Source organism: Centipeda infelix ATCC 43532, assembly GCF_000234095.1.
GTDB lineage: Bacteria > Bacillota > Negativicutes > Selenomonadales > Selenomonadaceae > Centipeda > Centipeda infelix.
In genome coordinates, this window is record NZ_JH376797.1 from 445,032 (window position 1) to 459,233 (window position 14,202).

Sequence of the window (14,202 nt, forward strand, 5' to 3'; positions counted from 1 at the left end):
ATGGGAGCGTGCATGGTATACTCTGATTGAATCGTAACATTGGCGGCGGAGGATGTGGCGGCAGTGGAGAGCAATCAGCAGAAACTGGCACGCTTGAAGCGGCAGCTGGTTGAGACCAAAAAGCAGATGGATGTGGTTTCGGCAGATATGGATAAAGAGCGCAAAAGAATTCGATACGAAAAGCTTTTGCGTGTCGGTCTCATTGCGGAGGAAGCCGGTATTCTGGATTCCTACAATGAGAACGATCTATATCTGCTGTTTGTTATGAACCGCGACTATTTGTGCCAGCATGGGAAAATGGCTGCGTCCGGTGGATTTGCCTCCATGCATAATTTAGGGCAATCAGAGACGGAAAGGAAATGATTCTACAATGGCAAAAAAGAATGCGATGGATCGTCTTGCAAAAAAACAAGAGCAGTTGGAGGATTTGCTGACAAAGAAAAAGGATACCGAGGAACGTATTGAAAAAATACGAAAAGAAATGAGTGAGATCAACAACGCACAGAATAAAAAATGGACAGACGCGCTGCAAGCTGCCCTGAACAAAAACAGAAGTTCGATTGATCTCGCACGCATACCCGTTGAGGATGTAGTTGCATGGCTGCAATCGCGCTCCAGTGAATTACCGCCGTTGCCATCGCAAGAAGCATCCGCAGAAGAATCCTCGGAAGCTTTTCCCGAGGAGAATCCTTCTGTGGGCGACTCTTCGCCATCTCCGCAGGAGAATGTTTATGCGTCCGAAAATACGATGCAGTAGCTTTTGACAAAAATGCGGCGAGGGTGATAATATATGGAAAAACGGCAGGTATCTCCAGACGAGGTGCGCCAGATTCTAAGCGATCATGATCTGTGGGTGAAAACGAATCACGAATCCGGCCAACAAGCAGATTTTACAAATTGCGATTTGCGTGGATTTGATTTTTGCTCCCCCAATGAAATTCATCCGTTTCACTCCATAATTTTTCGTGGAGCCGACCTATCGGGCGTTTCCATGGAACGGCTGCATTTTAAGGATTGTGATTTTACAGGTGCGAAGATGAATCAAGCTGCAATTCTCAAAGTATGCTTTGAGAATTGTGATCTGTCTAAGGCAAACCTGTCTCTTGCACGCATATCCACTACTTTAATGCTTGATAATCAATTTTATGAAACGCGCTTTAGTAAATCCAAATTTATAGCCTGTGAATTCGAGGGAAACGCATTTCATAAAGCAAGCCTTGATAATATCGACACTGTAAAACAATGTAAAATGTCGGGGAATCGTTTTTTCGATATGAATCCCGTGTATGCAAATCTTTCTGATACCGAGTTTTTTGATAACAAGTTTTCGCATGTAGCCTTTATGCAATGTGTTTTTGATCATTCGCGTTTTAAGAGATGTCAATTCATACAAAGCGGCTTTCTTGATAGTTATGTTGAAAAATGTCGATTTGAACAAACAGAGATGCAAAATCGGTTTATGCAGGTTCAGATCATGCCTCCCCAAAGAGATACCGTTCATATTACTTGTGATTTGGGGTTGCGCACAATTATGAGTCGGGATCTATTTAAGGACGAAAAGGTTTCTATGCGACTGGATGATTTTATCAAAGGTATTTCGGCAGAACGTGATATGGATCGAGCAGTCAAAGAGTTCCTGATTACATTGGGAAAAACATTTCAAGAAGCATGTAACAATTACAAAAAGAACAATGATCATATAAGGTGATAGGAGGCGTTGATATGCAGTACTGGGTGAATGCAAAAAAGCTAAATGATTTTATCAAAATGCGCGGGCTTACCATTGAGCAGGTAGAAGCCGAATGCTATGTGAAAAAAGGACACGAACATTTTACGAAACTTGTGACCGAGGGCGGACCGACACGTGAATTTTTTTTGCTGGGATATATCGAACGAGCTATTGATGTACCAATGACAGAATTTGTTAAATCTCATATAGGTGAAGAGGGCGACGATTCCAATGACGTTCATGTCTTTGAAGCGCAAAAATCATGGCCACTTGACTATGACGAGAGTCATTACATCGACCAAAGCATGGGGTTGGAGAAGTTGAAGGAATATAACTTGATCTGACTTTGAAAAATGATAGGATTTTCAAGCCCCTTTTTGGGATATACTTATCCTGAAAGGGGCTTTGTATATGCGACTGTTTATTGCCGAAAAGCCAAGTCTAGGCCGAGCGATTGCAGAAAATCTTGGAAAGGGAGTTTTCAAAGACGGCTGCATCGAGATAAACAACGGTCAAGACATTGTTACCTGGTGTTTTGGTCATATTTTGGAGCAATACGATCCAGGCGAATATGACGAACGCTATAAAAAATGGGTGATGGATGATCTTCCCATCGTTCCCGAGAAATGGAAGCTGAAAGTCAAAAAAGAGGCTGCAAAGCAATTTAAGATTATCAAGGAGCTTACAAAAAAAGCGGACTACATCATCAATGCCGGGGATCCTGATCGTGAGGGGCAGCTGCTGATTGATGAGGTTTTGCTCCATATCGGAAACAAGAAGCCAGTGAAACGAATTCTTCTGAACGCACTGGATCAGAAAAGCGTGGTACAGGCGCTTGGAGACTTGCGCGACAACAAGGATTATATCGGTCTCCGCGACAGTGCCCTCGCTCGCAGCCAGGCAGATTGGCTCGTCGGCATGAATCTTTCACGCGCCTATACGATCAAGAGCCGAGATGCTGGGTATGATTCCGTTGTTCATGTTGGTCGCGTCCAAACGCCGACGCTTGCTCTCGTTGTACGCAGGGAAGAAGAAATACAACATTTTAAGCCGACAACACACTATGCGCTGCAGGTGATCTGGCAGCATGAAAACGGTCAGATTCCAACCATGTGGAAGTTCAAGCCGGATATGGAAGGGCTTGATTCGGAGAATCGGCTGCTTTCAAAAGATATTGCGGATGGTCTTCTTTCAAAAATCCAGTCAGCGGCGAACCATGGAGATGGTGCGCAGATTGTTGTTGTCGAGCAAAAGAAAAAGCAGGAGGGACAGCGCCTTCCATACAGTTTGTCCACGCTGCAGGTGGAAGCAGGTCGGAAATACGGTCTGACACCGCAGCAGGTACTTGACACAATGCAGTCACTCTATGAGATGAAGCTGACAACATATCCGCGATCAGATTGCGAATATCTTCCGACCAATCAGATGGGCGATGCATCCGTTATTCTAAAAAACATGGGGAACATCGAAGAAGATCATCTGGCCGAGTTTTCTCAGCGTGCTGATCCACAGATTGTATCTCGTGCATGGAATGATGCGAAGATCTCTGCGCATCACGCTTTAATCCCCACTACTGTTCCTGTGGACATGGCAAAACTGTCCGATGAGCAAAAGAAACTCTACCTTCTTGTGGCCAGAGCTTACCTTGCACAGTTCTATCCAATCCATATCTACCAAGCAACAAAAGTTGTGATCTCTTGTGCGGACGAGGAATTTGCAGGAAACGGAAAAACAATCCTGGCAATGGGCTGGAAGGAAATCTACCAGAAGGAAAAAAAAGATTCGGATGACAATGATGAGGAGGCTCCTGTCCTTCCAGCCGTTGCAGAAGGTGATGTTGTACGTTATGAACAGGGGACAGTCAAGGAGAAAATTACAACACCGCCGAAGCGTTTCACAGATGCTACGCTACTTCAGGCAATGAAGGAGATCCATAAATACGTCAAGGATAAGGAGTTGGCAGCAAGCCTAAAGGAGTGTAAAGGGATCGGCACAGAGGCAACGCGTGCTGGAATTATTGAGGGACTGAAGAAAGCCCGTTTTGTCACAACAGAGAAAAAATTTCTCGTCCCTACTGACATGGGGCGCATGGTCATATCCATATTGCCGGACAAAATTACATATCCAGATACAACGGCATTATGGGAGGCCGATCTGGATCGCATCGCAGATGGATCTATTCCTCTGAATTCTTTTTTGACGAAGCAAGTCGATATTCTCAATTCATTGCTTACTGATGCGAAGAATGTGCAGATGCAGACCAACAAGGATCTTCCAATATGTCCAAACTGTGGAAAGACAATGCGTCTTCGTAAAGGAAAGTTGGGTAATTTTTGGGGGTGCTCTGGCTACCCGGACTGTAAAACGACGGCACCAGATAAAAAAGGAAAGCCTGATTTCACCGTCAAGAAAGAAGAACGGCATACAGATAAATGCCCATCCTGTGGAAAGAAATTACGTCAAATCAAAGGAAAATTCGGGACGTTCTGGTCATGTGAGGATCGGGAGGGCTGCAATGCTACATTTGCAGACCATAAGGATAAGCCTGTGATTGTGAAGTGTCCTGGATGTGGAAAGGGGTATTTAAGAAGAGCTGAGAGTAAGAAGAAAAAAGGTGCGTATTTCTGGTATTGCTCTGATCGCTGCGGAGCAGCCCCAATCTGGGATAAAAGTGGTCTTCCGGATCTTCCATGACGGAGACATGGAACAGAAGGGAGGAGGTGAGATATAATGGTGCATATGGCTATATATGAATGCCCAAACTGCGGGCATCGTCAGGATCATTCCGGCGCGTGCGACAAATGTGGCGCACAGACGAAATGAGGAAGCTGTTCTCATAACCTGTTAGGAGAAAATCTGAAAACCATCAGACGGTTTCCTAATAGGTTATGAAAATGTCATAAGCGCATCACAATTCATACTAAAACCTTCATATACATACATCAAATCTGTTTTCAGTTCGTAAAAGTATCACAATAATTCTTAAACTATTCATAGGAGGAGCATCATGAATATAGTTGCATTAAGCGGTCGTCTCGGAGCGGAAATCAGCGAACACATTACGCAGAGTGGCAAATACGTTATTCATTTTCCGCTTGCTGTTCGTAAGAGCTTCAAAAAAGATGAAAAGGGAAATTATCCCGTCAACTATTTCCAGATCGAGGTATGGGGAGCGTTGGCAAAAACTTGCAAGGAGCACTTATCCAAGGGACAGCTTGTCAGTGTATCCGGTCGGTTGGACGCAAAGTCTTATGACGATAAAAATGGACAAAAGAGATACGCAACGATGGTTGTTGCAGCTACAGTGGACTTCCTGACACCGAAACAGGCATCTATGGTTGATGCAAATGCACTCAATTCTATGGCAACGGATCCAGATGAGCTGATCCAGGAGGAGGAGCTGGGGGATGAATCTCTCTTCCGGCAAGTCATGTCTTCCGATGACGACGATATTCCATTTTGACAACAGATCCCCTGACCCTCATTTGACCCCGAAAAACTCGAAAAAGATGAAGAATATGGAGAATCCGTAGAATAGAAAGAATGAAAAAGGCTGAAATACAGGGGTTACAAAACAATGTTAATATGGTATAGTTGAACTCGAATGAACTGAGGGAATCTCAGATAAATTCAGACGCACCATCTTTTGATGCATCTATTGTATGAAATGAGGACATTATGAACATACGAGGTGTAGTATTTGATGTTGACGACACGCTGTACGATATGGCGCAGCCTTTCTATGCAGCTATGAGAAGGCTTTATGGGGAGCGCGCCGAGTTCGACCTGCCCGCACTTTTTCTGTCATTTCGTCAATACAGCGATGAGCGGTTTGAGGAATCGCAGACCGGAAAAATCAGTATGGATGAGTTCTACATCTATCGCATCCGTATGACACTCCAGGAGGCCGATGTTCAGACGACGGATGCGCAGGCACTTGCATTTCAGCGTGTCTACATGGGGCTTCAGTATCAGATTAAACTGTCGCCGATCATGATGCGGCTGTTGACCGATCTCCGCACACGCGTGAAGCTCGGTATCATCACCAATGGTGAGTCCGCCCATCAGCGAAAAAAAATCGCCTCCCTCGGCATCTCCAAATGGATGAAGGAGGAGACGATCATCATCTCAGGCGATCATAAATTCCACAAACCGGATCAGCGCATTTTTCAGCTGATGGCGGAGCGTATGGAGGTGGATGGGGCACAGCTTCTCTATGTCGGCGACGCTTTTGATCTGGATGTCGCAGGTGCTGTAGAAGCAGGATGGAATGCGGTCTGGTTCAACCGACGCGGCCGGAGTGTACCACAAACCGCAGCAGGGCTTTCTTTTTCCGAAGTTCCCTCAGAGGAAAAACTGCTCTCGGTGGTTATGAAGGCGGTACGCGGGTAGACAATCAATTCGTCGGAATACATGCAAGGGGCTGCTGCATGAGTTATGTGCTGTGTCAATTTACATGAAAGCACCGTGGATCAAGGGTTGACAGCATTACACGAATATGCTATTATCCACTAACGTAGGCGTATAGCCTGGTTGGGCGTGAGCCCATCCCCAACCGCACGACGAGGTCATCGAATCGGTCTTACCGAACCGTAGTCGGCGAGTAACCATATAGGGAGGTGTTTTCATGTATGCAATCGTAAAGACGGGCGGCAAGCAGTACAAGGTCGCTGAGGGTGATACCATTTTTGTGGAGAAGCTTGAGGCGGGCGAGGGCGAGGCTGTCGTTTTCGATCAGGTTCTCACTGTTGTGAGCGACGGCAGCGTCAAGGTCGGACGTCCGATGGTGGACGGCGCGAAGGTGACGGCTAAAGTTGTGGCACACGGCAAGGGCAAGAAGATCCTGGTCTTCAAGTACAAGGCAAAGTCCAATTACCGCAAGCGTCAGGGTCATCGTCAGCCGTTCACGAAGGTCGTTATCGAGAAGATCGAGGCGTAATGCGTGATTTCGGTTGAAATCCTCACGAATGAAAATGGATTGATAACGGGGTATCGTGTCACCGGACACAGCGGCACGGCGAAGCACGGACAGGATATTGTCTGTGCCGGCGTATCTGCTCTAACCCAATCTGCGCTTCTTGGCATCATGGAGCATCTGCATCGCACCGTCAACTATGACATTGCGAGTGGAAATCTCGAAATGCGGCTCGTCGAGTCACCGAATGATTGTACCGAAGCGATTCTGCGGACCATGTATATGGGTCTTGCAGAGATTGAAAAGATCAGTCCAAAGGGTATTCAAATTCAGGAAGTAAAGGGGTGAACAGATTGTTCTCGTTTGATTTGCAGCTTTTTGCACATAAAAAAGGGGTCAGCTCGACCCGCAATGGTCGCGACAGCCACTCCAAGCGTCTTGGCGTGAAGGAGCAGGCAGGCACGCACGTGACAGCAGGCAGCATCATCGTTCGTCAGCGTGGCACGCATTTCCATCCGGGGCACAATGTCGGCATCGGCAAGGACGATACGATCTTTGCAAAGATCGACGGCAAGGTTGCCTTTGAGCGCAAAGGGCGTCATCAGCGCCAGATCAGTGTGTATCCGCTTGCGGAGGCCGCTGTATAACTTTGTCATATGTGGATGCCTGTGCCCGTGATGGGTACAGGCTCTTTTAGAAGCTGTTTTCACAAGTGAAATGCTGCACTTGCGAAAGCAGCTTCTTATGTAGGGGGACGTATGCAGTTCATAGACCGCGCACAGATCACGGTGAAGGCAGGAGACGGCGGACATGGAAAGTCCGCGTTCCGCCATGAAAAATTTATGCCAAAGGGCGGTCCGTCGGGCGGAGACGGCGGACGCGGTGGGGATGTCATCTTCCGCGCCGACCGCAACCTGAATACGCTCCTCTCGTTTCGTTTTCATCGTAAGTTTAACGCGAAGAACGGTGAAAACGGCGAACATAAGAACCAGTTTGGCAGAAACGCCCAGCATCTCTATGTCGATGTCCCGCCCGGTACGATTGTGATGGATGATGCGACGGGGGAGGTACTTGCCGATCTCACTGAGGTCGGCATGGAGGCTGTAATTGCACGCGGTGGACGCGGCGGACGCGGCAATGCGAAGTTTGCAAACTCTGCAAACCGTGCACCGTCGTTTGCCGAGTTCGGCGAGCCGGGCGAAAGCCGCAAGCTGCGGCTGGAACTAAAACTGCTCGCCGATGTCGGTCTTGTCGGCTATCCGAGCGTCGGCAAGTCGAGCCTCGTTGCATCCTGCTCTGCCGCACGCCCTGAGATTGCGGACTACCATTTTACGACATTGACGCCCGTGCTCGGCGTTGTGCAGACGGACTATGAAAAGAGCTTCGTCATGGCAGACATCCCGGGGCTCATTGAGGGAGCCGCAGATGGCGTTGGTCTTGGGCACGATTTCCTGCGTCATGTGGAACGCACGCGCCTGATTCTGCACATTGTCGATGCCTCCGGCATTGAGGGGCGCGATCCCGTCGAGGATTATTACAAGATCAACAAGGAACTTGCGCGCTACAGTGAGAAGATCGCAAAACGCACACAGATCCTCGTCGCAAATAAGATTGACCTGCCTTCTGCCGAGGAGCATTTGCCGCGTCTGAAGGAGCTTGCTGAGCGCAAGGGGATAGAGTTCTTTGCAATTTCTGCCGCAACACGCACAGGAGTACAGGAGCTCATCGATCACGTTGGTACATGGCTGGATGCCTATGTGCCCGAACCCGAAGCAGAGGAAGATGATGTTGCCGTATTCGATCAAAATGCCGAAGATGACGAGAAGGTAACGATCTCACGCAATGATGCGGGAGACTTCATCGTGTCCGGCAAGGCACTTGAAAAGCTCGTTGCTATGACAAACTTCAACAACGATGAAGCCGTTCGTCGCTTTCAGTATATCTGGCGTCTCAAAGGCTTGGACGAAAAGCTGCGTGCACGCGGTATCAAAGAGGGCATGACGGTTCGTATCGGGGATATGGAATTCGACTATCAAGACTGAGAAATGGAGGAAAGGATTTGCTGCGAAACACGCTGACCAGTAAGCAGATTCGAAAACTGCGCTCACTCGGCATGACGGAGGAAGCCATCGTCATGATCGGCAAGGAAGGTGTGACACCGACGGTCGTCGCCTCGGCGCGTGAGGCCATCAAAAAACGCGAGCTCATCAAGGTTCGTGTCCTGCAAAATGCACCGGACGAACCGGAGGATGCGATCACCATGCTTGCAGAGCGGGCAGACGCGAACCTCGTGCAGGTCATCGGCAGAAACGGTCTTCTCTTCCGACGCAACTTTGATAAGCCAAGGATCGAACTATGAATGCAAGAGCGCGTCTGCGTGAGGCAAAGCGCATTGTTGTCAAGGTGGGGACGAGTACCCTCACACATCCATCGGGCGGGATGAATCTTCATCGCATGGAGCATCTCGTACGCGAACTCATCGATGAAGCAAATCAAGGGAAGGATATCCTGCTCGTTTCCTCCGGCGCAATTGCCGCAGGGATGAACACGCTCGGTCTCAAAGAGCGTCCCGCAAACATTCCCGCGCGACAGGCACTTGCCGCAATCGGGCAGGGGACACTTTTGCACATCTATGAGAAGTTCTTCCATGAGTACGGACGGACAATGGCACAGATTCTCCTCACAAAGGAGAATGCTGCACGCCACCACCAGTATATGAACTCACGCAATGCGCTCCTCGCACTCCTCGGGATGAATGTCATCCCCGTCATCAACGAAAACGATGCTGTTGCCGTCGACGAGATCAAGATCGGGGACAATGATAATCTGTCGGCTGTCGTCGCCGCGCTTGTTGATGCGGATGCGCTCATCATCCTTTCGGATATTGACGGTGTCTATACGGCGAACCCGCGCACAGATGCGTCAGCACAGCTCATCTCCGAGATTCCGGAGATCACGCCGGAGATCGAGCGGATTGCCGGCGGTGCCGGCTCTGCGCAGGGAACGGGCGGTATGCAGACCAAGATCGAAGCTGCAAGGATTGCCCAAAACGCCGGGGTAACAATGGTGATTGCACGCGGCGATGAGGACGGTATCATCCGTTCCATCCTATGCGGGGAAGAGATCGGAACCCTGTTTCCCGCGCGCGAGGCGCACCTCAAGACCCGCAAGAGCTGGCTTGCATTCGGAAAGCGTCTCACGGGTGAGATTCTCGTGGATGAGGGCTGTATTGCCGCCATGCGGCGCGGGGCAAGCCTGCTGGCGGTCGGTGTGACAGCGGTATACGGCAACTTCTCGGCAGGTGAGACGGTGCGCGTCCTCAGTCCCGCAGGACAGGAGATCGCACGCGGCATTGCAGCCTATAATGCCGCAGATGTGATGCGTCTGATGGGACACAGAACAACGGATTTTCATGAGCTCGTAGCAGACGATGCACATGAGGAGATCATTCATCGGGACAATATGGTTCTGATGGTATAAGGAGTGTTCATGGTGATAGAGCAGGAGATTCGCGCGCAGGCAGAGGCAGCAAAGGCAGCCTCCTATCGCCTCGCAGCACTTCGGACGGACGCACGCAACAAAGCACTCTGTGCCATGGCGGATGCCCTGATGGCACACAGAGACAAAATCCTCCATGAAAACGCAGCAGATGTGGAGGATGCCAAAACATCCGGAATGCGTGCGTCCTATCTGGATCGTCTGCGTCTTGACGAGGCGCGTATCGCCTCTATGGCAGAAGGACTTCGTTTGACCGCAGCCCTCCCAGATCCGCTGGGAAGAGAGGACTATTCGGTGCGCCGTCCGAACGGGCTTGAGATCCGTCGTATGCACGTGCCGCTTGGTGTCGTCGGTATGATCTACGAAGCTCGTCCGAACGTGACGGCAGATGCGATCGGCCTCTGTCTGAAAGCCGGGAACGCCGTTCTCCTGCGCGGCGGTTCCGATGCGCTGCGCTCGAATCTTGCCATCGCAGAGGTGCTTTCGCGCGCCGCCTATGCGGCGGGGATTCCGCAGGGAGCAATCCAGCTGCTTGCGATGAAGGAACGCGCCGCCGTCGATGTCATGACACATCTGACAGGACTGCTCGATGTCATCATTCCGCGCGGCGGGGCTGGTCTGATTCGCCGCATTGTCGAGAGCAGTACCGTCCCTGTCATAGAGACGGGAGCCGGCGTCTGTCATATCTATGTGGATCGTGCGGCAGATATCCCGATGGCACTCCGCATTGTGGAAAACGCAAAGGTTTCGAGACCTTCTGTCTGCAATGCCGCAGAGACCCTTCTGGTACACGAGAAGATTGCGGAGGATTTCCTTCCGCAAATGGCGCAGCTCCTCCATGCAGATGGTGTAGAACTGCGCGGCTGCCCGAAAACGTGTGCAATTCTCTCGGACATTGCGGCGGCAAGTGAGGAGGATTGGTCTGCGGAATATGGCGACCTCATCCTGTCGATTCGTATGGTTACAGATATGGAGGCGGCAATCGCACATATCAATCGATACAATACGGGGCACTCCGAGACCATCGTCACCAATGACATTCGTGCGGCACATGATTTCCAGCAGCGTGTCGATGCCTCGACGATCTATGTGAATGCCTCCACACGCTTTACGGATGGCTTTGAATTCGGCTTTGGCGCAGAGATCGGCATTAGTACGCAGAAGCTCCATGTACGGGGCCCGATGGGACTTGAAGCCCTGACGAGTACAAAGTATCTTGTCTACGGTGAGGGACAGGTACGCTGACGATGTTTGCTGTGACAACGAGGACGTGCCACAAATGTACCGCCTGATTGGATATCTTCGGACACTGTGTCAGTATACGGCAACGGCAAAGGGACGACATGATATTCTCGACTATCTGTATGCGGTTGTCACGTTTTTCATCATCACCGCTTTGGTACTCGTGATTCTTCAATTTGTGAGGTGAACAGAGGTGGGAAGCCGCATTGGAATTATGGGCGGAACATTTGACCCCATTCATATGGGACATCTCATCACAGCAGAGATGGTGCGCTCGGCAGCCTGCCTGGACAGGGTTCTCTTTATCCCGTCTGCGCGTCCGCCGCATAAGGATGGAACGCGCGCAGCGTCCCCCGAAGATCGGCTTGCCATGACGGAGTGTGCCATACAGGAAAACCCGCGTTTTTCGGTATCGGATATCGAACTGCGCCGTGAAGGGCCTTCCTATACGGTGGATACCATTGCGGAGCTCCAACATCGACTGGACGGCGCGGAGCTGTTCTTTATCACCGGAGCGGACGCAATGAACGATCTCTATCATTGGCATGAACCAAAACGCCTGCTGTGTTCCTGTCAGTTCATCGTGGCGACGCGGCAGGGCGTTCCACTCGATGAGCTCCTGCTCGCAGAAAAATTTACGGCAGAGGAGCGCAGTCACATTCAGGTGCTGCCAACGCCGCATTTGGAAATCTCCTCAAGTGCGATTCGCACACGCATCCGTGCAGGGCTTTCCATTCGGCATCTGGTGCCGCGTGCGGTAGAGGAATATATTGAAGACAGGGGGCTGTATCGTGAGCATGACAAAGAGCTATGAGGAGATGCGTGCCATTCTTGAGCAGCAGCTCACCCCAAGCCGTTACAAGCACTCTCTGGGGGTTGCCGAGACAGCGGCGACAATGGCGCGCCGTTTTGGCATGAACGAAGAACGCGCACGTGTGGCGGGCCTCCTGCATGACTGCGGTCGTGTCTATGAGACATCTGAACTGCCAAAAGAGGCACGTCGTCGCGGAATTCCCATCGGAAAAATCGAATCCGCCATGCCGCTTTTGCTCCACGCCTATGTGGGGGCTTATCTGATCTACGAGGTCTACGGCATTAACGATGCCGTGATTGCACAGGCGGTCTGGCGACATACCGTCGGCGGCACGAACATGACGGCACTGGATAAGATCATCTACTATGCCGATATGATCGAGCCATCACGCACCTATCCCAAAGTCGAGCATCTGCGTGAACTCGCGCGTACAGCCTCGCTGGATGAAATGATGCTGGTCGGACTGACGGAGTCCATTCTCTTTGTTGCACAGAAGGGTGGGCTCATTCATCCGGATACCGTTACGGCACGAAATGAACTTCTTCTTGAGCGACGCTGAATGATTCTATTGCATGGACAGAGAGGGGGGGATGATGTCGGAATACGACGCAGAGGAACTTGCTGCTCAATTACAAAGTGAAAACTCACGTGAAAATATCAACAAGCGCCGCAGTCAGCGAAAACGCAAACGCCGTATGGCATTTCTGCGCGGCATCATTCGCCTCATCTGCACTATTATCCTCCTTGCAGCACTCAGTATCGGAGGATACTACGTCATCGGATGGGGGGTACAGGCGTACCGTGACGTGCGGGATATGTATGAGGCATACTTGATCCGTCAGGAAGCAAATCGTGGAGAGGTTGACGTTCGTTTTGACGGCTATACGAATGTACTGGTACTCGGTCTGGATGATGCGGTCAATATGGATAACGACGAGGAAAAACGAGCCGATGCTATTCTCCTCATCAGCATGGAAAATGCAACGGGCAAAGTGCGTATCCTCAACATCCCGCGCGATACATGGGTGGTCATGGCGCAAGACAAAGGCGAAACCAGACTTTCCAATGTTTACGCCGTCGGCGGAGCTCCCCTGATGGTGCGGACGATCAACCAAATGTTTGACATCTCCATTCATCAGTACGTTATCATCGATCTTGCGACATTCGCACAGATCGTGGACACGGTCGGCGGTATCGACCTCTATATCGAGCAGAACATGGACTATGACGATCCCGAGGCGCAGCTTTCGATCCATATGCGGCAGGGGTATCGCCATCTGGACGGAAAGAGCGCAGAGCACTATCTGCGCTATCGGAGCGACGACCTCGGCGATCTCGGGCGGACACAGCGGCAGCAGAAATTTGTCAAGGCATTCTATGCCAAGCTCCTGCGCGTCGATACACTGCCAAAGATCCCGACCATCGCAGATATCCTGAAACAAAATGTCACAACCAGTGCGGAGCTCTTTGACTCCGTGCACATTGGCAATGTCATTCGGAAACTGAGCAGCGATCCGCCGCGCACAATCATGCTGCCCGGTGATTTCTCACGGAGCGATGATACCGTCTGGATCATGGATCGCGCGGCAACGGATGAAATTATTCATGAACTTTTCCCGCCGGAGACGACGGGTGCGGAGTAACAGGAGGGAACAGCTTGACAGAGCAGGAAAAATGCCGTGTGATTTGCGCGGCGGCGGATGAAAAAAAAGCACGCGATATCGTGCAGATGGACATGATCGGTCTGACGTCAACGAATGACTATTTTGTCATCTGCTCGGCGAATACCGCAACACAGGTGCGCGCAATTGCAGATAACATTGAAGAAAAAATGGAGGAAGCGGGCATTTCCTTCCTCCACAAGGAAGGCTATCGTGAAGGAGAGTGGGTTCTGCTCGACTACGGCGATACCGTCGCGCACATCTTCCAGCAGGATGCACGCGAATACTACGCGCTGGAACGCCTGTGGGGCGATGCAAAGCTGACGCCATACGAGGAATAGGA

Annotated in this window: 19 protein-coding genes; all 19 read left to right on the forward strand. The window is 50.6% G+C overall.

Annotated features, from left to right (window positions below):
* The first annotated feature begins 39 nt into the window (after positions 1-39).
* The gene (locus HMPREF9334_RS02175; protein ID WP_006691861.1) at positions 40-363 is read left to right on the forward strand and encodes a hypothetical protein; all 324 of its coding nucleotides are present in this window, start codon (positions 40-42) and stop codon (positions 361-363) included.
* A gap of 7 nt (positions 364-370) precedes the next feature.
* On the forward strand, positions 371-757 hold the full coding sequence (locus tag HMPREF9334_RS02180; RefSeq protein WP_006691862.1) for a hypothetical protein: 387 nt from the start codon (positions 371-373) through the stop codon (positions 755-757).
* A gap of 33 nt (positions 758-790) precedes the next feature.
* Positions 791-1,708 (forward strand): pentapeptide repeat-containing protein, encoded by a 918-nt coding sequence (locus tag HMPREF9334_RS02185; protein ID WP_006691863.1) that lies wholly within the window; start codon positions 791-793, stop codon positions 1,706-1,708.
* 14 nt (positions 1,709-1,722) lie between these two features.
* Entirely contained in the window at positions 1,723-2,073 is a 351-nt protein-coding gene (locus HMPREF9334_RS02190) for a hypothetical protein (RefSeq protein WP_006691864.1), read from the forward strand.
* A 67-nt stretch (positions 2,074-2,140) separates the two neighbouring features.
* Positions 2,141-4,423: a DNA topoisomerase 3 gene (locus HMPREF9334_RS02195; protein ID WP_006691865.1), complete on the forward strand. Its 2,283-nt coding sequence runs from the start codon at positions 2,141-2,143 to the stop codon at positions 4,421-4,423.
* A 45-nt stretch (positions 4,424-4,468) separates the two neighbouring features.
* Positions 4,469-4,552: a DUF7129 domain-containing putative zinc-binding protein gene (locus HMPREF9334_RS12860; protein WP_425358153.1), complete on the forward strand. Its 84-nt coding sequence runs from the start codon at positions 4,469-4,471 to the stop codon at positions 4,550-4,552.
* A gap of 184 nt (positions 4,553-4,736) precedes the next feature.
* Positions 4,737-5,192, forward strand: coding sequence for a single-stranded DNA-binding protein (locus HMPREF9334_RS02200; RefSeq protein WP_006691866.1), 456 nt, complete (start codon positions 4,737-4,739; stop codon positions 5,190-5,192).
* 215 nt (positions 5,193-5,407) lie between these two features.
* Positions 5,408-6,121, forward strand: a complete 714-nt coding sequence (locus HMPREF9334_RS02205) for an HAD family hydrolase (protein ID WP_006691867.1) — start codon at positions 5,408-5,410, stop codon at positions 6,119-6,121.
* Between the two features lie 235 nt (positions 6,122-6,356).
* The gene (gene rplU / locus HMPREF9334_RS02210; protein ID WP_006691868.1) at positions 6,357-6,668 is read left to right on the forward strand and encodes a 50S ribosomal protein L21; all 312 of its coding nucleotides are present in this window, start codon (positions 6,357-6,359) and stop codon (positions 6,666-6,668) included.
* 3 nt (positions 6,669-6,671) lie between these two features.
* Positions 6,672-6,992, forward strand: a complete 321-nt coding sequence (locus HMPREF9334_RS02215) for a ribosomal-processing cysteine protease Prp (protein WP_006691869.1) — start codon at positions 6,672-6,674, stop codon at positions 6,990-6,992.
* Entirely contained in the window at positions 6,989-7,291 is a 303-nt protein-coding gene (gene rpmA, locus HMPREF9334_RS02220; protein WP_006691870.1) for a 50S ribosomal protein L27, read from the forward strand. The genes HMPREF9334_RS02215 and rpmA overlap by 4 nt, the downstream gene beginning before the upstream one ends.
* Before the next feature lie 111 nt (positions 7,292-7,402).
* On the forward strand, positions 7,403-8,686 hold the full coding sequence (gene obgE, locus HMPREF9334_RS02225) for a GTPase ObgE (RefSeq protein ID WP_006691871.1): 1,284 nt from the start codon (positions 7,403-7,405) through the stop codon (positions 8,684-8,686).
* Between the two features lie 17 nt (positions 8,687-8,703).
* Positions 8,704-9,003 (forward strand): YhbY family RNA-binding protein, encoded by a 300-nt coding sequence (locus HMPREF9334_RS02230; RefSeq protein ID WP_006691872.1) that lies wholly within the window; start codon positions 8,704-8,706, stop codon positions 9,001-9,003.
* The gene (gene proB / locus HMPREF9334_RS02235) at positions 9,000-10,124 is read left to right on the forward strand and encodes a glutamate 5-kinase (protein WP_006691873.1); all 1,125 of its coding nucleotides are present in this window, start codon (positions 9,000-9,002) and stop codon (positions 10,122-10,124) included. Before HMPREF9334_RS02230 ends, proB begins: the two co-directional genes overlap by 4 nt.
* Before the next feature lie 9 nt (positions 10,125-10,133).
* Positions 10,134-11,387 (forward strand): glutamate-5-semialdehyde dehydrogenase, encoded by a 1,254-nt coding sequence (locus tag HMPREF9334_RS02240; RefSeq protein WP_006691874.1) that lies wholly within the window; start codon positions 10,134-10,136, stop codon positions 11,385-11,387.
* A 190-nt stretch (positions 11,388-11,577) separates the two neighbouring features.
* Entirely contained in the window at positions 11,578-12,198 is a 621-nt protein-coding gene (gene nadD / locus HMPREF9334_RS02245; protein ID WP_006691876.1) for a nicotinate-nucleotide adenylyltransferase, read from the forward strand.
* Positions 12,182-12,757: a bis(5'-nucleosyl)-tetraphosphatase (symmetrical) YqeK gene (gene yqeK / locus HMPREF9334_RS02250; protein WP_006691877.1), complete on the forward strand. Its 576-nt coding sequence runs from the start codon at positions 12,182-12,184 to the stop codon at positions 12,755-12,757. The genes nadD and yqeK overlap by 17 nt, the downstream gene beginning before the upstream one ends.
* 34 nt (positions 12,758-12,791) lie before the next feature.
* Positions 12,792-13,841, forward strand: a complete 1,050-nt coding sequence (locus tag HMPREF9334_RS02255; protein WP_006691878.1) for an LCP family protein — start codon at positions 12,792-12,794, stop codon at positions 13,839-13,841.
* Between the two features lie 14 nt (positions 13,842-13,855).
* Positions 13,856-14,200, forward strand: a complete 345-nt coding sequence (rsfS, locus tag HMPREF9334_RS02260) for a ribosome silencing factor (RefSeq protein WP_006691879.1) — start codon at positions 13,856-13,858, stop codon at positions 14,198-14,200.
* The last annotated feature ends 2 nt before the right edge of the window (positions 14,201-14,202 follow it).